General features: G+C 67.7%; 19 protein-coding genes and 1 tRNA gene. 10 read left to right on the forward strand and 10 right to left on the reverse strand.

The annotated features are described in order from the left end of the window. A partial coding sequence (gene leuC, locus AC6RA4_RS03250; protein ID WP_500157354.1) for a 3-isopropylmalate dehydratase large subunit occupies positions 1–1,077 on the forward strand: 1,077 nt, incomplete at its 5' end. A gap of 46 nt (positions 1,078–1,123) precedes the next feature. Here leuC and AC6RA4_RS03255 read toward each other — a convergent pair. Continuing rightward, complete coding sequence (locus AC6RA4_RS03255) at positions 1,124–1,336, reverse strand: hypervirulence associated TUDOR domain-containing protein (protein WP_500157356.1); 213 nt, start codon at positions 1,334–1,336, stop codon at positions 1,124–1,126. Between the two features lie 76 nt (positions 1,337–1,412). Here AC6RA4_RS03255 and leuD point away from each other — a divergent pair, with 76 nt between their 5' ends. Further along, the gene (gene leuD / locus AC6RA4_RS03260) at positions 1,413–2,018 is read left to right on the forward strand and encodes a 3-isopropylmalate dehydratase small subunit (RefSeq protein ID WP_500157358.1); all 606 of its coding nucleotides are present in this window, start codon (positions 1,413–1,415) and stop codon (positions 2,016–2,018) included. Positions 2,019–2,258: 240 nt separating this feature from the next. Here leuD and AC6RA4_RS03265 read toward each other — a convergent pair whose 3' ends face one another. Next, the gene (locus tag AC6RA4_RS03265) at positions 2,259–2,939 is read right to left on the reverse strand and encodes a 3-oxoacid CoA-transferase subunit B (protein WP_500157360.1); all 681 of its coding nucleotides are present in this window, start codon (positions 2,937–2,939) and stop codon (positions 2,259–2,261) included. Next, on the reverse strand, positions 2,939–3,592 hold the full coding sequence (locus AC6RA4_RS03270) for a CoA transferase subunit A (RefSeq protein WP_500157362.1): 654 nt from the start codon (positions 3,590–3,592) through the stop codon (positions 2,939–2,941). Before AC6RA4_RS03270 ends, AC6RA4_RS03265 begins: the two co-directional genes overlap by 1 nt. A gap of 376 nt (positions 3,593–3,968) precedes the next feature. Here AC6RA4_RS03270 and AC6RA4_RS03275 point away from each other — a divergent pair, with 376 nt between their 5' ends. The 3 genes from AC6RA4_RS03275 (at position 3,969) to leuB (ending at position 6,909) form a co-directional block, all read left to right on the forward strand. Further along, on the forward strand, positions 3,969–4,787 hold the full coding sequence (locus AC6RA4_RS03275; protein WP_500157404.1) for a hypothetical protein: 819 nt from the start codon (positions 3,969–3,971) through the stop codon (positions 4,785–4,787). Positions 4,788–4,813: 26 nt separating this feature from the next. Then, the gene (locus AC6RA4_RS03280; RefSeq protein WP_500157406.1) at positions 4,814–5,719 is read left to right on the forward strand and encodes an endonuclease/exonuclease/phosphatase family protein; all 906 of its coding nucleotides are present in this window, start codon (positions 4,814–4,816) and stop codon (positions 5,717–5,719) included. 86 nt (positions 5,720–5,805) lie between these two features. Next, a complete protein-coding gene (leuB, locus tag AC6RA4_RS03285; RefSeq protein ID WP_500157364.1) occupies positions 5,806–6,909 on the forward strand; it encodes a 3-isopropylmalate dehydrogenase in 1,104 nt (367 codons plus the stop codon). A gap of 83 nt (positions 6,910–6,992) precedes the next feature. Here the strand turns inward: leuB and AC6RA4_RS03290 are convergent, their stop codons facing one another. Further along, complete coding sequence (locus AC6RA4_RS03290) at positions 6,993–8,603, reverse strand: Na/Pi cotransporter family protein (RefSeq protein ID WP_500157366.1); 1,611 nt, start codon at positions 8,601–8,603, stop codon at positions 6,993–6,995. A gap of 137 nt (positions 8,604–8,740) precedes the next feature. Between AC6RA4_RS03290 and AC6RA4_RS03295 the strand changes: the two genes are divergently transcribed. Beyond that, positions 8,741–9,718, forward strand: coding sequence for a DMT family transporter (locus AC6RA4_RS03295; RefSeq protein WP_500157368.1), 978 nt, complete (start codon positions 8,741–8,743; stop codon positions 9,716–9,718). Between the two features lie 44 nt (positions 9,719–9,762). Continuing rightward, positions 9,763–9,839 (forward strand) — tRNA-Pro (locus tag AC6RA4_RS03300). A gap of 145 nt (positions 9,840–9,984) precedes the next feature. Here AC6RA4_RS03300 and AC6RA4_RS03305 read toward each other — a convergent pair. The 4 genes from AC6RA4_RS03305 to AC6RA4_RS03320 form a co-directional block, all read right to left on the reverse strand. Next, on the reverse strand, positions 9,985–10,989 hold the full coding sequence (locus AC6RA4_RS03305) for a DUF1214 domain-containing protein (protein WP_500157370.1): 1,005 nt from the start codon (positions 10,987–10,989) through the stop codon (positions 9,985–9,987). A 164-nt stretch (positions 10,990–11,153) separates the two neighbouring features. Further along, positions 11,154–13,073: a DUF3604 domain-containing protein gene (locus tag AC6RA4_RS03310; RefSeq protein ID WP_500157371.1), complete on the reverse strand. Its 1,920-nt coding sequence runs from the start codon at positions 13,071–13,073 to the stop codon at positions 11,154–11,156. Between the two features lie 237 nt (positions 13,074–13,310). After that, positions 13,311–13,916, reverse strand: a complete 606-nt coding sequence (locus AC6RA4_RS03315; RefSeq protein ID WP_500157372.1) for a HupE/UreJ family protein — start codon at positions 13,914–13,916, stop codon at positions 13,311–13,313. 2 nt (positions 13,917–13,918) lie between these two features. After that, positions 13,919–14,515: a HupE/UreJ family protein gene (locus AC6RA4_RS03320; RefSeq protein ID WP_500157374.1), complete on the reverse strand. Its 597-nt coding sequence runs from the start codon at positions 14,513–14,515 to the stop codon at positions 13,919–13,921. Between the two features lie 443 nt (positions 14,516–14,958). Here AC6RA4_RS03320 and AC6RA4_RS03325 point away from each other — a divergent pair, with 443 nt between their 5' ends. The 3 genes from AC6RA4_RS03325 to AC6RA4_RS03335 are packed head-to-tail and all read left to right on the forward strand — an operon-like array spanning position 14,959 to position 17,194. Next, complete coding sequence (locus AC6RA4_RS03325; RefSeq protein ID WP_500157376.1) at positions 14,959–15,900, forward strand: sulfurtransferase; 942 nt, start codon at positions 14,959–14,961, stop codon at positions 15,898–15,900. Beyond that, positions 15,897–17,033, forward strand: coding sequence for a YeeE/YedE family protein (locus tag AC6RA4_RS03330; protein ID WP_500157378.1), 1,137 nt, complete (start codon positions 15,897–15,899; stop codon positions 17,031–17,033). Before AC6RA4_RS03325 ends, AC6RA4_RS03330 begins: the two co-directional genes overlap by 4 nt. After that, complete coding sequence (locus AC6RA4_RS03335; protein ID WP_222602617.1) at positions 17,030–17,194, forward strand: hypothetical protein; 165 nt, start codon at positions 17,030–17,032, stop codon at positions 17,192–17,194. Before AC6RA4_RS03330 ends, AC6RA4_RS03335 begins: the two co-directional genes overlap by 4 nt. A 266-nt stretch (positions 17,195–17,460) precedes the next feature. Here AC6RA4_RS03335 and AC6RA4_RS03340 read toward each other — a convergent pair whose 3' ends face one another. Together AC6RA4_RS03340 and AC6RA4_RS03345 are read right to left on the reverse strand one after the other, a co-directional pair. Next, positions 17,461–18,129 carry an anti-sigma factor gene (locus tag AC6RA4_RS03340; RefSeq protein ID WP_500157380.1) on the reverse strand — a complete coding sequence of 223 codons (669 nt, stop codon included), beginning with the start codon at positions 18,127–18,129 and terminating at the stop codon, positions 17,461–17,463. Further along, positions 18,126–18,671, reverse strand: coding sequence for a sigma-70 family RNA polymerase sigma factor (locus tag AC6RA4_RS03345; RefSeq protein WP_500157382.1), 546 nt, complete (start codon positions 18,669–18,671; stop codon positions 18,126–18,128). Before AC6RA4_RS03345 ends, AC6RA4_RS03340 begins: the two co-directional genes overlap by 4 nt. Positions 18,672–18,678 lie beyond the last annotated feature (7 nt).

An 18,678-nucleotide genomic window follows, 5' to 3' on the forward strand; every position in this document is an offset into this window, starting at 1 on the left:
GAACAGGGCTGGACCCTGCCGGGCATGACCGTGGTCTGCGGCGACAGCCACACCGCGACCCACGGCGCCTTCGGCGCGCTGGCCCATGGCATTGGCACCTCCGAGGTCGAGCACGTGCTCGCCACGCAGACGCTGATCCAGTCGAAGTCGAAGAACATGAAGGTGGAGATCACCGGCCAGCTGCGCCCGGGCGTCACCGCCAAGGACATCACCCTGTCGATCATCGGCCATACCGGAACCGGCGGCGGCACCGGCTATGTCATCGAATATTGCGGCGAGGCGATCCGCTCGCTGTCGATGGAAGGCCGGATGACGGTCTGCAACATGGCCATCGAGGGCGGCGCCCGCGCCGGCCTGATCGCCCCCGACGAGACCACCTTCGCGTATGTGAAGGGCCGTCCGCACGCCCCGAAAGGCGCCCAGTTCGAGGCGGCGCTCTCGTGGTGGAAGACGCTCTACTCCGATGACGACGCGCATTGGGACAAGGTCGTCACCATCCGCGGCGAAGACATCGAGCCCGTCGTGACCTGGGGCACCTCGCCCGAGGACGTGCTCGGCATCTCGTCGACCGTGCCGTCCCCCGAGGATTTCACCGGCGGCAAGGTCGAGGCGGCCAAGCGCGCGCTGCAATATATGGGTCTCGAGGCGGGCCAGAAGCTCACCGACATCAAGATCGACACGGTGTTCATCGGCTCCTGCACCAACGGCCGCATCGAGGACCTGCGCGCCGCGGCGGCGATCCTCAAGGGCAAGAAGATCAAGGATGGCATGCGCGCCATGGTGGTGCCGGGCTCCGGCCTCGTGCGCGCCCAGGCCGAGGAAGAGGGCTTGGCCCAGATCTTCATCGACGCAGGGTTTGAATGGCGCATGGCGGGCTGCTCGATGTGCCTTGCCATGAACCCCGACCAGCTGGCTCCCGGCGAGCGCTGCGCGGCGACCTCGAACCGCAACTTCGAAGGCCGTCAGGGCAAGGGCGGACGCACCCACCTGATGTCGCCCCAGATGGCGGCGGCAGCGGCGATCACTGGCCACCTGACCGACGTGCGCGACCTGATGGACGCGCCGGTCGAGGCCTGAGGCCGCTGGGATGGGGCCGGTTCCGACCGGACCGGACAGGGGGCGACTAGGCCTTGCGAAGCTCGGTTTCCGACTTCAGCACCTCGTCGCCATCCTCCTGCTCGATCCGGTAGGCCGGCTGGTCTTCGGAGGCGTCGCGCGTGACCTCGCTGCCCTTGATCTTGAGGGTGGTCTTGCGCGTGTACTTCTTCACGACCGTACCGGTCCCGGTGCCGTTGCCCCAGTCCCATGCGACCTTTGTGCCTTCGCCGTAAGACATAGCTGAACTCCTGGTTTATCCTGGCGGACAACGCGAGGCCCGAGGCCCCGGTTCCGCCCTCCGAAAGGACCCCGAGATGGAAAAATTCGAAAAGCTCACCGGGATCGCGGCGCCGATGCCGCTGGTGAACATCGACACCGACATGATCATCCCCAAGCAATTCCTGAAGACGATCAAGCGCTCCGGCCTCGGCGTGCACGCGTTCGACGAGATGCGCTACCTTGATGACGGCTCGGAAAACCCCGATTTCGTGCTCAACAAGCCGGCCTATCGCGAGACCCAGATCATCGTCGCGGGCGACAATTTCGGCTGCGGCTCCTCGCGCGAGCACGCACCCTGGGCGCTGGCGGATTTCGGCATCAAGGCGGTGATCTCCACCTCCTTCGCCGACATCTTCTACAACAACTGCTTCAAGAACGGCATGCTGCCCATCGTGCTGCCGCAGGAAGCCGTGGACGTGCTGATGAAGGACGCCGAGAAGGGCGCCAACGCCCGCATGACGGTGGATCTCGAGAACCAGGTGGTGACGACCTCGGACGGCGAGGAATTCCGCTTCGAGATCGACAGCTTCAAGAAGCACTGCCTGCTGGAAGGGCTCGACGATATCGGCCTGACCATGGCGAAGGTCGGCGCGATCGACAGCTTCGAGGCGCAGGCCGAACAGAGCCGCCCCTGGGTCTGAGCCCGGCGCGACCGAGAAAACAAGAAGGCGGGGATCGCGTGTCCCCGCCTTTGCTCTTTTCTGACGCCTCGCGCCTCTGTTTCTGCCCGGCCTGCCTCCGGCGGGGATATTTTTGGCCAGAAGAAGACAGGAGCGCTCCGCTCCATGCTTCTTCTGGCCTGAAATATCCCGGGGGAGTCGCCGCAGGCGACGGGGGCAGCGCCCCCTCCCGGTCGGATCGCCCCGGCGATCCGATCAATCTCAGCCGGTGCGCGACAGGTCCATCTCGGGTACGTCGTCCCCGATCACCAGCTCCGCATCGGTGGCCGCGACAACCTGATCGACGCTGACGCCCGGGCCGGTCTCGAGCAGGTGCAGCCCGTCCGCGCGCGGCTGCATCACCGCGAGCTCGGTCACGATCAGGTCGACGCAGCGCTGCGAGGTCACCGGCAGGGTGCATTCCGGGACGATCTTGGAGCTGCCCTTGGCGGTGTGGATCATCGCCACGATGACCTTCTTGGCGCCGGTCACCAGGTCCATCGCGCCGCCCATCCCGGGGACGAACTTGCCCGGGATCATCCAGTTGGCGAGATGCCCCTTCGCATCCACCTGCAGCCCGCCCAGCACCGTCAGGTCGAGGTGGCCGCCACGGATCAGCCCGAAGGAAAAGGCGCTGTCGATGATCGAGGCGCCGGGCACCGCCGAGACGAAGGTGCCGCCGGCATCGGTGAGGTGGCGGTCGGTCATGCCCTCGGGTGGCCGGTGGCCCATGCCGACGACGCCGTTCTCGGCCTGGAAGAACACGCCGAGGCTCTCGTCGAGATGGTCGGAGACCAGCGTCGGGATGCCGATGCCGAGATTGACCAGCGATTTGGGCCGGATCTCGAGCGACACCCGCCGGGCGATGATTTCCTTCGGGTCCATGGTCTGAAAATCTCGCATCACGCAGCCCTCTTGATCACATGGTCCACCAGCACGCCCGGGGTCTTGACCGCATCCGGCGGGATCACCCCCACCGGCACGATCTCTTCCGGCTCGGCAATCACCACGTCGCCGGCCAGCGCCATGATCGGATTGAAGTTCGTCGCCGACAGCATGTAGGCGAGATTGCCCACGTAGTCGCAGGTCCGCGCCGCGATCAGCGCGAAATCGGCGCGCAGCGGCGGCTCGAGCAGGTAGGTCTTGCCCTCGACCTCGACGGTCTGCTTGCCCTCGGCGATCAGCGTGCCAAGCCCGGTGGGGGTGAGGATGCCGCCAAGCCCCATGCCCGCGGCCCGGATGCGTTCGACGAAGGTGCCCTGCGGCACCAGCTCGACCTCGAGCTCGCCGGCCTGCATCTTCTCCTGCACCACCGGGTTCACGCCGATATGGCTGCCGATGAATTTCTTCACGCAGCCGGCGCTGACCAGCGGGCCGACCCCGGTATGGGGCCGCGCGGCATCGTTGACGATCATCGTCAGGTCGCGCTTGCCGGATTCGGCGAGGGCGCGCACGATGCCGTCCGGCGTGCCAACGCCCATGAAGCCCGAGAGCATCACGCGGGCGCCGTCGGGGATCATCTCCACAGCCTCCTGCATGCTGATTGCCTGGTGCATGTTCTAGTCCCTCCTGTTCCGCTCTCATCTGTCGGGGCCGGTAAAGACCTTTCCACGGTCTAAGACCTTGCGGTAGGTCAAACATTTCTCGAATTCGGCCCGACCGTGCTTCGTGGGGCTCAGGCCCATATCTTGTGGGTGCGAACAGCTGCGCCACAATCGGACCGTGTCTGATGCAAAAACGCACCGATCTGAACACGAAACGGCCCGAATTGCGGTCCTTTGCTTGATGGATCCTTGCCGCAGCTCGGGAAAGTAGGCAAAAATTGGGCAATAATGAGGCATACCGTCCAAGTGGCGGCGTTCGGCGAAATCAGGTGTGCGGCAACGAATCGTACCCGGCCGGACCAAAGGGGCAGGACCATTGATCAAGCGTATGGTGAAAGCCGGGGCGCGCGCCGTCCTTATTGCATTGCTGATCGCGATGCCGGCGTTGCTGCTGCCGCAGACCACGGCGGACGCGACCCAGATGATCGCGCTGCTGGCGCTGGTCGGCGCCCTGCTGACCTTTGTCGAGTATATCGGCGACTATCCCTCGATCATCGAGTTCCGCGATGCGCCGCCGTTCAACCGGCTGCGTTTCCTGGCGCTCTTTGCGACGGTGCTGATTCTCACCCTGATCTGCCGCGGCGAGGTCTATCCCTCGGCGCTGAGCCAATCGCTGCGCGACCTCGGGCAAGGGGTCGGCGATATGCTCGACTTCCCCTATTCGCCGGTGCGGCTAATGGTGCTTGGCGTGTCCGGCGAGCTGTCCGTGCAACAGGTGGAGATGGTCCGCAGCCACGCGGGCCTCGCCTATCTCGTGTCGATCGTCGCGATGGTGGCCTTCGTTCTCATCGTGCGGGTGCTGAACTGGCCGATCCGCAAGGGGGCTTTCAACTTCTGGGTCAACCTGCCGCTTTTCGATCCGACCGCGGGCGGAGACGTGCTGCGCCGGCTCAAGCGGGACGCGCACGTTAACATCGCCTTAGGGTTTCTTCTGCCATTCCTGATCCCGGCATTGATGAAACTGGCGTCCGAGGCGTTTGCCCCGATCTCCCTGGCGAACGTCCACAGCCTGATCTGGATCACGAGCGCATGGGCCTTCCTGCCGGCAAGCCTGATCATGCGCGGTGTGGCGCTGATGCGCATCGCCGAGCTGATCGAGGAAAAGCGCCGCCGCGCCTATGCGCAGGCGGATCTGCAGGCGGTCTGAGCCTCCTTCTTACGCTGCTCTTGACGCTGCCGCTGCTGGCCGAGCCGCTGCGGCTGGCCACCTGGCATGCCGACCTCTCGCGCGATGGCCCCGGATTGCTGTTGCGCGATCTGCGCAAGGGCGAGGACGCAGAGCTCGTGGCCGAGATTGTCGCCGTCGCGCCGGATGTGCTGCTGCTCACCGATATCGACTATGATCACGACCTCGTCGCGCTGGGCGCTCTGGCCGAGCGGCTCGAGGGCGCGGGGCTCGCCTATCCGCATCGCGTTGCGCAGCGCCCCAACACCGGCCTGCCCACCCGCCTCGATCTCGACGGGGACGGGCGGCTGGGCGGGCCGCGCGATGCGCAGGGCTATGGGCTGTTCTCGGGGCAGGGAGGCATGGCGGTGCTGTCGACGCGCCCGCTGCGGTTGGAGGCGGATTTCACCGGGCTGCTCTGGCGCGATCTGCCCGGCACGCGGATGGGCGCGAAGGATCCGGCGCCTGACGTCCAGCGCCTGTCCTCGGACGCGCATTGGGCCCTCGGCGTCGAGGGCGGGCCGAGCCTGCTGGCCTGGAACGCGACGCCGCCGGTTTTCGACGGGCCGGAGGATCGCAACGGCCGCCGCAACGCCGACGAGCTGGCGCTCTGGCGGCGCTATCTCGACGGCGCCTTCGGTGCGCCGCCCGAGTGGCCGGTGCTGATCGGCAACGCCAATCTCGACCCTGAACGTGGCGAGGGGCTGCGCCACGAGATCCGTGACCTGCTCGACGATCCGCGTCTGCAGGATCCGCTGCCGGGGCAGGCGACGGTGACGTGGGACCAGACCGGCCCGATGCGGGTGAGCTACATCCTGCCTGCCGCGGGGCTGCACGTCCGGGATGCCGGGGTGCGCCCGGCCGTCGCGGGGCAGCGGCACCGGCTGGTCTGGGTGACGCTCGAGATGCCCTGACAGGGCGCCTCCGACCCCAGCCTTTCTTGACCATTCCGGCCCCAGCGGCTACCGGGTTCGGGACATTCCGAGGAGAGGATATTCCCATGAGCAACCCTTCGCTTCTCATCCTGCCGGGCGACGGCATCGGCCCCGAGGTGATGGCCGAGGTCCGCCGGATCATCGACTGGTACGGCGACAAGCGCGGCCTCGCCTTCGATGTGAGCGAAGACCTCGTGGGCGGCGCGGCCTATGACAAGCACGGCACGCCGCTGCATGACGACACCATGGCCAAGGCGCAGGAGGTCGACGCCGTCCTGCTCGGTGCCGTGGGCGGCCCGAAATACGACGTTCTCGACTTCTCGGTGAAGCCCGAGCGCGGCCTGCTGCGCCTGCGCAAGGAGATGGATCTCTACGCCAACCTGCGCCCGGCCCAGTGCTTCGACGCGCTGGCCGATTTCTCGTCGCTGAAGAAGGACGTGGTCGCCGGTCTCGACATCATGATCGTGCGCGAGCTGACCTCGGGCATCTATTTCGGTGAGCCGCGCGGCATCATCGAAGAGGGCAACGAGCGCGTCGGCATCAACACCCAGCGCTACACCGAGAGCGAGATCGACCGCGTCGCGCGCTCGGCCTTCGAGCTGGCGATGCGCCGCGGCAAGAAGGTCTGCTCGATGGAGAAGGCCAACGTGATGGAATCGGGCATCCTCTGGCGCGAGGTGGTGACCGAGGTCGGCAAGGAATACCCCGAGGTCGAGCTGAGCCACATGTATGCCGATGCCGGTGCTATGCAGCTCTGCCGCTGGCCCAAGCAGTTCGACGTGATCGTCACCGACAACCTGTTCGGCGACCTGCTGTCGGACGCCGCCGCGATGCTGACCGGCTCGCTCGGCATGCTGCCCTCGGCCTCGCTTGGCGCGCCGATGGAAAACGGCCGTCCCAAGGCGCTCTACGAGCCGGTGCACGGTTCGGCGCCGGACATCGCGGGCCAGGGCAAGGCGAACCCGATCGCCTGCATCCTCTCCTTCGCCATGGCGCTGCGCTACAGCTTCGACCAGGGCGCCGAGGCCGAGCGTCTCGAGAAAGCCATCGAGCAGGTGCTGGCCGACGGTGTCCGTACTGCCGACCTGCTGGGCGAAGAGGGCGTGACCCCGGTTTCGACCTCGGGCATGGGTGACGCGATCCTCGCGGCGCTCGACGCCAGCCTCTGAGGCATTGCCGCGCCTGAAAGGGCCGGTATCTGATACATACGCGGGCGGCCCCGGACAGGGCCGCCCGTTGTCGTCTGCGGGGCTCAGTCCGGCTCGGCCGGCGCCACCTGCAGCCGGTCGGCGACCGGCATCTCGGGGCGGTCGAGCGCGGCCAGCTCGCCGTAATGCACCGCGCGCGCCGCGTGATGGGCGGCGTGGCTGAGCCAGCGCATGGCGTCGGTCAGGCCGAACAGGTCGCGCACCTCCACGAGACCCGCATGTTCGCGCAGCAGCACCGAGCGCCGCAGCCTCTGCGTGCGCCCCTCGATCAGCCGCGCCAGCCGGTCGAGCGCCGCCGCATCCATGCGGCTCGGGCGCAGCGCGGCGCGGCGCATCGCGGCCCCGAGCGCCAGCGCCGGGCGCTGCAACCCCACATCAAGCAGCAGGCGGCGCATCTGGTCCTCGCGGGTGAGCCGGTGGGCGAGGCGGCTCATGTGGTCATACTGGTGCAAGAGCGCCGCGTAGCGGTTGGTCGCGTGGGCATCGTCAGGGGCAACCGAGATCTGCGACAGGAAGGCGTGCAGGTCGTCGAGCGCCGGCTCGAGCCGCATCACCGCGCCCGAGGGCAGCGGGCCGCCCTGCGGCTGGAGATAGTGCCCGCCGGCGCGGAACATCTCGCGCAGGATGCGGTCGGCGCAGGTCTCGGCGCCATCCATCGCGGCGTTTGCGTCGCCCAGCAGCCGCCGGTCGAGCGATTCGGTGAGCGCCGCGCCGCGCCCGGGCACGAGGCGCTCGATCAGCCGCGCGAAGGGCGCGGTCAGCGGCAGCATCACCGCGGCCCCGATGATGTTGAAGAGCGTGTGGAAGGTGACCAGCGCGGCAGGATCCTGTGGTGGGAAGGCCCGCGACAGCATCGGCACGATCAGCCCCAGCAGGGCGAAGGCCACGGCGCCGGTAACGATGTTGTAGGCGGTGTGGGCGATAGCGGTGCGGCGCATGTCGCGCGAGCCGCCCACGGTGGCGAGAATCGCGGTGAAGGTGGTGCCCACATCCATGCCGATGACCAGCGCCGCCCCCTGTCCCAGCGTGATGGCGCCGGAGGAGAGCAGCACCAGCGTCGTCGCCACCCCGGCGCTCGAGGACTGGATCACGATGGTCACCGCCGCGCCGAGCAACAGCAGCAGCGCGCGGCCGCCGAGGCTGTCGGCCGGCAGGATCTCGGGCGAGAGCCAGCTCTCGAAGCCGGCGGTGGCGTCCTTCATCATGTCGAGCCCGATGAAGACCAGACTGAACCCGGCGAGCAGCGTGCCGAGCCGCGCCAGCCGCCCGCGCGCCATGGTCGCGGTCAGTGCGCCCAGCAGCAGCCCCGGCAGCGCGATGGTGCCGAGCGAGAGCTTCAGCCCGAGCAGCGCCACGATCCAGCCGGTGATGGTGGTGCCGACATTGGCGCCATAGATCACCCCGATGGCCTGCGGGAAGCTCATCAGCCCCGCGCCGACAAAGCCGATCACCGTCACCATGGTGGCCGAGGAAGACTGGATGACGGCGGTGGTCGCGGCCCCCGAGAGCGCCCCGGTCAGCGGCGAGGTGGTGAATCGGGCGAGGATAGCGCGCACCTGCCGGCTGGCGAGCTCGCGCAGCGCGCCGGTCATCGACTGCATCCCGAAGAGGAACAGCCCGATGCCGCCGAGAAGGCTCAGAACCTCGATGCTCATGCCATGATCTCCCGCGAAATCATCGCATTCGCGCAAATCCGCCGCAAGCGTGGCGCGGGGACGCAGCGACCTCTTGTTGGGGCGCAAAACCAGTGTAAGGGTCGATTCATCTCCTTCTTCTAGAGCTGATCACCACCATGGGACACAATGCCAAAGGCGCGCTTTTCGCGCTGCTCTCCTTCGCGCTCTATTCTGCCCATGACGTGGTGGTGAAGCTTCTTGGTGCGGTCTACAGCCCGTTTCAGATCGTGTTCTTCTCGGTGCTGCTAAGCTTCCCGCTGGTCAGCCTCATGCTGATCCGCGACACCACGCCGGGCCACCTCCGGCCGATCCACCCGTGGTGGACGGCGCTGCGCACCGTCTCGGCGGTGATCACCGGGCTTTGCGCCTTCTATGCCTTCTCGGTGCTGCCACTGGCGCAGACCTACGCCATCATCTTCGCGCAGCCGCTGCTGATCACCGTGCTGGCGATTCCCATCCTCGGCGAGCAGGTGCGCCTGCGCCGCTGGATCGCGGTGCTGGTGGGCCTTGCCGGGGTGATCGTGGTGCTGCGTCCGGGCGCGACCGAGCTGACGCTGGGCCATGCGGCGGCTCTGGTGGCGGCCTGCTGCGGCTCGCTGTCGTCCATCGTGGTGCGCAAGATCGGCCACGAGGAGCGCTCGGTGGTGCTGCTGCTCTACCCGATGATGACCAACTTCGTGATGATGGCCATCGCGCTGCCCTTCGTCTACCGGCCGATGCCCATCGAGCATCTCGGCGGGGTCGGCGTGATGGCGGTGCTGGCGCTGATCGCGTCCTTCGTGCTGATCGCGGCCTACCGCGCCGGCGAGGCGGTGATCGTGGCGCCGATGCAATATTCGCAGCTGCTCTGGGCGACGCTCTACGGCGCGCTGATCTTCGACGAATGGCCGGACCGGATGACGTTGGCGGGCGCGGTGCTGATCATCGGCTCGGGCGTCTATATCGTGCTGCGCGAGGGTCGGGGGAAGTCGTCCGAGAACACGCCGGTGCTGCGCACCCGCACCCGCTTCGAGACCGGCACCAGCCTGCGCATCGGGCCGCTTCTGAGGGCGATGCGGCGGCGCGAGAAAACCGTGCAAAAGACCGCGCAATGACCCTTGCCAAGGTCGGCGGGCTGGGGTATTCCGCCCGCCACGGTCGGAGTGTAGCTCAGCCTGGTAGAGCACTGTCTTCGGGAGGCAGGGGCCGGAGGTTCGAATCCTCTCACTCCGACCAATGAAACAAGGCGCCCCTCGGGGCGCCTTGTTCGTTTCTCGGCATCAGACAGGGTCGCTGGCTGCACTCCGACTCGGAGCGCGACGCCGCTGCGCCTCCTGTTGCCGGTCGCGCAGGCGGCGCAACCGGCGGGGGCATCCCGGCCTCAGGACGCCTCCTCGACCTCCGGCAGGGTGTAGCTCCGGTCGAGCACCGCCTGGCCGGGGCGGTAGATTCGCATCAGGAAGTTCCAGCCCTCGCTGATATCGACCCGGTTGGGCTTGTCTCCGCAGAGCTCTTCAGAGCCGAAATACGCGCTGAAGGTGCCATCGTCGTTCAGCGTCACGTTGCGATCGTTGACGATGTTGGTGTCGCTTTCCATGAACCCGTCGGCCCCGTACACCGTGATCGACCAGAAGGCATCGTTTGGCGGCACCTCATAGGTGGCGGTGTAGCAGGCCTCGGCAGAGGACGGGCCGGTATAGTTGATGTAGACCGCGTCCTTCTCGGGAAAGAGCCCCCAGGCACCGGCCATGGCAAGATGACGGGTCTCCTCGTTGACCTCGCCGCGCGGTCCCATCCAGTCCGGCTCGTACTGGCTGAACTTCTGGAACTCGGCCTCATAGCCGGTGCGCAGCGCGAGCATGCTCTCCACGTCCCATTGTGGTTCGGGAAAGAGGTCGTGGCTCGCTGCGTCGATGAGAAACCTGTTCTGCATCTCGTTCACCAGGGCCACATCTTCGGGATCGGCCGGGTCCATGATCTGGATCCGCATGATCAGCGAGACGTATTTGGTGTCGTCCGGGATCTCGTAGGTGCCGGGCTCGTAGAACACCGCCGGGGCGTAGTGGTCGTTGTCGATCACGAGGATCGAGAAATACCGGTCGTCGGGAAATTCCGGGATGGTGATCGTCGCGCCGCCCTCGGTATCGACGACCGACCCGGCATAGAGCGTGTCCCGGTTCATCCGCACCACGGACTGGGCGTCGAGCGGGGTCGGCTTGCGGATGTAATAGAAGCGATTCACGTCGCTTCCGGCGTTGAGCTGGAATTGCGCGAACGCCATGTCGGTCTCGGCCCGGATGTAGCTTTCCGGCGTGACCGTCTCCTCGGCCAGAGCCGGCGCGCCGGCGAGTGCGACAATACTAGCAGTTTTCAGAATGGTGTTCATTTGAACCTCCGCATGATCAGGTGAATGCCTGGCGTTGGGCCCCGGGGGCATCGTAGCCCCAGGGGGTCTAATTAATTGAAAGATAGCAGTATTTTGCCGCTAGGCCTAAAACTTCGCGGCGTTCCGGCCTTGATCGTCTGGACCGGCAGCGCCGTGGGCGCGGCTCACTGGCCAGCGGAATACCAGATCGGCGAGGTGTAGGCGCGCTCGGTCACCGTCATCGGCACGTCGTCGGTGAAGGCCGAGTCCTCGAAATAGGCCGCGTCATAGGCGGTCCAGCGCGGGGTCGGGATCTCGATCACGCGGGCATAGTAGAACGCGTCGAGCGCCGGATCGAACTCGGGGTCGCTCCAGACCGTGATGAGCTCGGGCGCACCGATGGTGTTGGTCCAGGTGGCATTCCCGACATCGACCGTATCGCCCACCGGTGGCAGCTTGCCGTCGTCGCCCGGGGCCCGGTCACCGGACCAGACCACGTCGAAGATCTTTTCCATCATCTCGCCTTCGGCATCGACCCAGCCCTTGATGATCTGGATGCGGTCGAGATTGCCCGAGAACGGATCCTTCAGCGCCGCGACGAGGAAGGTCGGCGCCTCGGCTCCCTCGGGGGCCGGCATCAGGTCGGCGCCCATGGGCACGCCCTTGGCATAGCCGATGGTGGCGGGGGTGCGCCCCAGCGCATCCGCTTCGCCGAACGCCCAGCCGCCGAAGAACCGCACCGAGATGCGGGTGCCGGTGGTGCCGTAGACCTCCTTGCGCTTCATCGCGTCCCAGATCGAGGCGCGGGTGTTCTCGTTGGCCCAGACCGCGGTCAGGCCGGACGCGCCGAGCTTCCAGTCTTTCACCGTGCGGCCCTCGAAATCGAAGGCGTTGCCGGTCGACCGCTCGGGCCCGGGCTCGGAGGCGGGGAACTTGCCGAAGAAGTTGTTCTCCTCGGTCGAGGAGATGCCGGTATGGTCGTCCGACGACCCCAGAAGGCCGAACTTGAACGGGTTGGCACCGAACTCGTCCTCGAGCTTGAGGCCGCGCTTCAGCGCCTCGCGGGCATACTCGTAGTCGAGCATGCCGGGCTCCTTGAGCACCACGTTGAGGTTGCCCTTGTCCCAGATCTCGAAATCCGCGAACTCGTCCGAGGGGGCGAGCGAGGGGTGCTGCTCCGAGGTGCCCTTGCTTTGGGTGATTTCGTAGAGCGGCTCCCAACGGGCGCGGTTGGCGGCCCACTCGGCGTCGATCGGCTGGCCGTCCGGGGTTTCGGTGGCGAACATCAGCCCGTTCGACAGGTTGCCGTTATGCGGGACGGCCAGAAGCCGACCGCCGGTCTTGTCCTCGAACGCCGCCATCCAGTCCCAGAGCTCGTTCGGGATCTCGGTGTCGAAGGTGGTCAGCGGGCGCACCTGATCCGCCAGCGCCTTGCCGTCGCGGTAGATCACGTTGCGGTGCAGGTTGTTGCCGCCGCCGTAATTCGATGTCCACTCATAGCCGATCAGCGCGGTGAAGATGCCGGGGTCGTCGTGGCCCTCGACGATCTCGGTCATCTTCTGCCACATGTCCATCTGCGTGTCCTTGTCGGTCATCGCTTCGGGGACCTTGCCCTCGCCCTGCAGGGTAATCATCTCCATGACCACCGCGGTGGCGGCCTCTCCACCCTGCTGCATGCCGTCATGCCAGCGTTTCAGGGTCGGGTCCGACATGAATTTAGGGTCACCGGCGTAGATGCTCGCGACCACGCCGAGGGCATCCGAGTGATCCGCCACCACCATCCAGTCATAGGGGCGCGAGAGCCTGACCTGCTGGCCGGTGCTCGAGGTGATCTCCTCGCCCTTGGCGTAGCGCAGCGCCTCGTCCGGGCCAACCCGCGTGCCGGCGCCGAACGCATCGGGCGACCACGAGGTGTGCAGGTGCTGCTCGCCCCAGAGCGGGCGGCTTGGGAAGCTGCGCCCGGCATAGGGCGAATAGCCCGGCTGGTTGAAGAAGCGCTCGATCTTCTCGGGGGTGATGGTGCCGGCGTCGGTGGTCACCTGCGCCGCAAGCGGCGTGGCCAGCAGCGCTGTGGACAGAAGCAATTTGGCGAAATGGCGTGTCACGATGAATCCCTCTCTCACTGAAATCGGTCGCGCTGGCGCGTTGAGTGGGCTCGTCGGAGATTTCGCGCTACCGGCGAGTCTCAGTCTGCTCAGGACTGTATAGAACCGCTGTGATCGGTCCAGAGATTTCAATGCGGTCCGTTCCGGGCCGATCGTCGCGGCACGGGGCGGAGCCCGTTGCTGCATGTCTGTCTCTGCAAGAGCTGCCGCAGTGACAGGGACGCGGAGAGGTCTGGATCAAGCGGGAGCCGGGGCCGCGACGGTGCTGAGAGCGGCCATTACCAGCGCAATCGCCGCGAGCCAGGCCCCGGTCACCCGGAAGGCGATGGCGAGCCACGCCTGCGGACGGCGGTCCCGGAGGAACTGGCTCAGCCCGTAGAGGCAGAACGGACCGAGATTTGCCCCGAGCACCGCGCCCGAGGTGGTGACCACGCGGTCCATCGTCGGGCCCGGCTCGGGCAGCGAGACGACGCCGAGCGCCCAGCCGCCGAGTGCCGAGATCGCCAGCACCAGCGGCGGCAGCTTGCCGGGCAGCAGCGCCGACAGCGCGCAGGCGGAAAAGGCGATGAGGTATAGCACCATGTCATAGGGCTTCGGTCCGCCGCCGAGGAAGATCCCGGCCAGCATGGCGGCAAGGATCGCGACAAAGGCATTGCGCGCGCGCTGCGGCGGCAGCCAACCGATCAGCAGGCCGAGCCCGACCACCGTCAGCGCCTGCGCCGGGGTGGTGTAGGGGTGTGCGATGCCGGTGTAGAACCCCTCGATCCCCGGCACCGGGTAATGCGCGAGGGCAGGGCTCGGCAGGACCGCGAGGGCGGCCCAGCCGAGATGTCTCCGGCGCATGCTCAGACGGCGCCGGTCAGGAAGCCGATGCCGGCGAGCGAGATCAGGGCCCCGGCCCCGCGCACCGCGATACGACCGGCGGGCCACTTCACCAGCAGGCCAAAGCCGATGCCGATCAGGTGCAGCAGGCCGGTGGCGATGACAAAGCCCACTGCGAAGGCAAAGGCATTGGCGCTGGCCGGCAGCTCGGTCCCGTGGGCATAGCCGTGGAAGATGGCGAAGGCACCGACCAGAACCGCCGAGACCCAGAGCGGCGGGCGTGCCGCCAGCACGATCATCAGGCCAAGTACCACCGCCGAGAGCGCGATGCCGGTCTCGATGGCGGGGACGGGAATCCCAAGGATGCCGAGCACCGCGCCGAAGGCCATGACGATGGGGAAGACCACCGGCAGCAGCCAGATCGCCGGCGCCCCGAGGAACGCGCCCCAGAGGCCCACCGCAACCATCGCGGCGACGTGGTCCCAGCCGAGAATCGGGTGGGTGAAGCCGCTGACGAAGCCGCCGCCGTAGCCGCTGCCGGTATGGGCGAGCGCGGGAAGGCCGAGGCTCGACAGGGCCGCTGCCAGCACGAAGACCAGGAAGGTTGCGCGGAATGTCATGGGCCGGTCCTTATCGATGCGGTCTGGCAGGAGAGTTTCCTGCCTGTTCAATCACATGCACAACCTGAGGGAAGGCAGGGCGCTTGTCTATCCGCGTTTGCCGAGCGCAGAGCCTCTGCGGCGATTGGTCCGCGTCTCTTCCGAGGTTCTGTCCTGTGCCCTTCAGATGGCGTGCAGCACGTCTCCGGGCGGGCAGGGCGGAGGGAAGGATTTCCCGTCCCGGCGAGGCTTTGTCGATCAATAAGAACAAATTCACATATCTGGACGTGACCGTGGGAGAGCGTTCTTGCTGCGCCGCATCCCCTGCGCCCTGTCCCATGCGGCGCGGGGACGGTGGACCTTTGTTCCGCGCCTGTCCGGCAGCGGCAGCGGCTTCGCCCTTGCAGCAGCGCCGCATTGGGCCAAGTAAGGCCTCAAGATTCCGCGAAAGGAGACATTTTGCGATGAAACACCAGATTCTTGGCCTTGCCACCGCCGCTGCCACCCTGATGGGCTCTGCCGCTCTTGCCGCGCCGCTCGGCCCGCTGATCGCCGCGCCCGAACTTGATGCCGCGCTGAAATCCGAAGACGCGCCGCTGGTTCTTGATATCCGGGGCGAGGCCTATGGCGAGGGCCATATCGAGGGCGCCGTCTCGGCCCCCTATGGCCTGTTCCGCGGCCCGGCGGAGAACCCCGGCCAGCTCGTGCCGGTCGAAAAGCTCGAAACCACCTACGAGTCGCTGGGGCTCGAACCCGGTGAGCCGGTGGTGATCGTCACCCAGGGCGCCACCGACACCGAGTTCGGCGCCGCGGCCCGCGTCTACTGGACGCTGAAGAGTTCGGGCTTCACCGAGCTGTCGATCCTCAATGGCGGCGCGCAGGCCTGGGTGAATGCCGGCCTGCCGGTCTCGACCGAGGCGGTCGAGCCGCAGCCGTCCGAGCTGTCGATCACCTGGGATGACACCTGGACCGCTGACACCGAAGAGGTGACCGCCGTGGTCGAGGGCACCGGCGACGCTGTGCTGGTCGACTCGCGCCCCGAGGATTTCTTCCTCGGCAAGAAGGCGCATGGCGCCGCCGCCAAGCCGGGCACCCTGCCGGGCGCGGTCAACTACCCCTACACCCGCTTCTTCCAGTCCGGGGCCACCGCCATCGGCCAGGTCACCGACGCGGCCGCGCTGCGCGATGCGCTGGGGCTCAGCGGTGACGAAGAGGTCGTGTCGTTCTGCAACACCGGCCACTGGGCGGCGACCAACTGGTTCGCGCTGAGCGAGCTGGCGCAGCTCGAAGGGGTCAAGCTCTACCCGGGCTCGATGGTCGAGTACTCGAAGAGCGGCGGCGAGATGGCCAATGCACCGGGCCTGATCCGCAACCTGATCAACCAGTTCACCGGCGGCAACGGATGAGCCAGACGGCAACCCCCGACACCCCGGCGCTCGCCGCCGGGGGCTGGTCGAAACGCGCCGGGCTGCTGCTCGGCGCGCTTGTCGTTGTGGCGCTGGTCGGGCTCTTTGCCGGAGCGCGCTATGGCATGATGCTGGCCATCGGGCTTGGCTTCGGCATCGCGCTCGAGGGCATGCGCTTCGGCTTTGCCGGCCCGTGGCGGGCGATGATCCTGCGCCGCGAGCCCTCCGGGGTGATCGCGCAGCTGCTGTCGATCGCGGTGGTCGCGGTGGTGGCAATCCCGCTGCTGGCCAGCCATCCCGGCGAGCTGGTCGGCGCGCAGGCCCCGGTGGGCTTTGCGATGATCGGCGGCGCCTTCGTCTTCGGCGCCTGCATGCAGATCGTGCTGGGCTGCGGCTCAGGCACGCTGGTCAATGCCGGCAGCGGCAACCCGGTGAGCCTGCTGGCGCTGCCCTTCTTCGCGCTGGGCAGCTTTGCCGGCGCGTGGAACCTGATCTGGTGGACCGATCTCGGCGCGCTGCCGATCATCACCTTCGGCGGCACCACGGGGCTGATCATCACGCTGGTGCTGATCGCGCTGGCGGTGGCGCTGTTCCTGTGGCGCGCCGCCCCCGGCGCGGTCAAGCTGAGCCGCCGCCACGCCATCGCGGCGCTGGTGCTGGCGGCGCTGGCGATCGGCAACCTCGTGGTCGCGGGCCAGCCCTGGGGCGTGGTCTACGGGCTCGGCCTCTGGGCCGCGAAGGGCTTCTCGGCGCTGGGCGGCGACCTCTCGGCCTCGACCTTCTGGGCCGCACCGGGCTCGATGGAGCGGGTGCAGGCCAGCGTGCTGACCGATTACACCTCGCTCACCGATATCGGCATCATCCTCGGCGCCTTCGGCGTCGCGGCATGGCGGCGTGGCGCGCTGTCGGCGGCGCTGCCGGGCTACCCGGCGCGGGCCTGGGTGGCGACGGTGGTGGCGGGCTTCCTGCTCGGCTACTCGTCGCGGCTGGCCTTCGGCTGCAACGTGGGGGCGTTCTTCTCGGGCATCTCCACCGGCAGCCTGCACGGCTGGGTGTGGTTCATTGCGGCCTTCGGCGGCGCGTTCTACGGCATCAAGCTGCGCCCGATCCTCGGACTGGAGGCGCGGACATGACCCGGGCCTTTACCGCCTCGCTGGCGCTCGCCTTCGTCGTGCTGCTGGTCGGCTTCGACCTCGCCAGCGCCGAGCTGAACCCCTACCAGGCGCCCGCCGCCTTTGCGCTGGGCTCGGGGGCCGTGGCCTCCGGCGGCTTCTGCGGAGCGCTGCCGAACTGATATTCGCAGACCGGCGGGCGCGCTTGCCGGTCTTCTGCCTGAGGTCTTGCCAGCGGGTGACGCCCGCCGCGCCATCGCCGGCCCGCGGGGTGGCGATCCGGCGGTCGATCCTCTCGGTTTATCCCTGCCAAGTCCGAAGGACCCCAACATGTCTCACCCAGCCTAACCAAATCGCCAGCCCGGGGGGCGGGCCGGCGATGGCGCGGCGGCCTGCGGCCTTGATTCCGCGCCGGGGCGGAGATCGAGCGTTGAACAGGCGATACGGGTTAAATCCGCCGCAGCGCCGCCAGCGCCACCACCGGGCCGGTGGCCACCCCGCCCGGAGCGCCGCCCGAAGGCTCGTCGGTGATCGCCAGGGTGGCGTTGAGCATCAGCGGGCGCAGGTCCTCGGGGATGGGCATCGCCGCCTGACCGGCGTCGGGCATCACCCCCAACGAGATCGGCGCGGCTTCGCCTGCGATCAGCCAGAGCTCGAAGTCTCGGCCCTCGGACGCAGGCTCGCCGCCCACCGAGACGCGCATCTCGCCGCGCGCCTCGTCGTAGAGCGCGGCCAGCCGCACCGCGCCGTCCTCCGAGACCATGTCGGAGACCCAGAGCGGCCCCGGCACGGTGCCCAGCGGCGCGCCGAACCACAGCACCGCCGCCAGCATCGCGGTTGAGAGCGCCCCGGCCGCGGCGATCCAGCGCCACGGCGACGCACGCCGTGCCTCGGGAAACAGCCGCCCCTCCAGCCCGCGCCACGCCGCGGCAGGCGGCGTGACCGGGGACAACGCATCGTTCAGAGGATCGAGGCGGGCCTCCCAGAGCGCCACCTCGGCGGCGAACGCCGTATCACGCGCGATCCGCGCCGCCACCGCGCCGCGCGTCGCGGCGTCGAGGGTGCCCAGCACGTATTCCCCAGCGAGGGCGATGTCGTCTGTCGAAAGGTCGGTCACGGCGAGAGGCAATTCCGCAGCTGGATCAGGCTGCGGCGCAGCCAGCTTCGCATGGTGTTGAGCGGCACCGAGTAGCGCTCGGAGAGCTCGAGATAACTTTCCCCCTCCACATAGGCAAGCCGCACCGCCTCTGCGCGCTCGGGCATCAGCCCGTCCATGCAGCCCTCGATGCGGCGTCCTTCCGACCGCGTGATCGCCGCGGCCTCGGGGTCAGGGCCGGGATCGACGACCTGCTCGGCGGCGTCCAGCGTATAGGCGCCGCTGCGCAGCGCGCGCAGACGGTCGATGGCGTGGTTGCGCGCCACGGTGTTGAGCCACGCGGCGGGGCTGGCCACGTCGGGTGCGAAGCGGTCGGCACTGTGCCAGATCTTGACGAAGACCTCCTGCAGCGCGTCCTCGGCCTCGCGCCGGTCCTTCAGCAGCTTCAGGCAGATGGCGAAAAGCTTCGGTGCCGCCGCATCGTAGAGCGCCTTGAACGCGCTGCGGTCGCGCAGGGCGACGCGGGCCAGAAGGTCCGAAAGATCGGCGGTTTGGGTGGTCATGACGGGT

It is taken from the genome of Salipiger sp. (genome assembly GCF_059781815.1).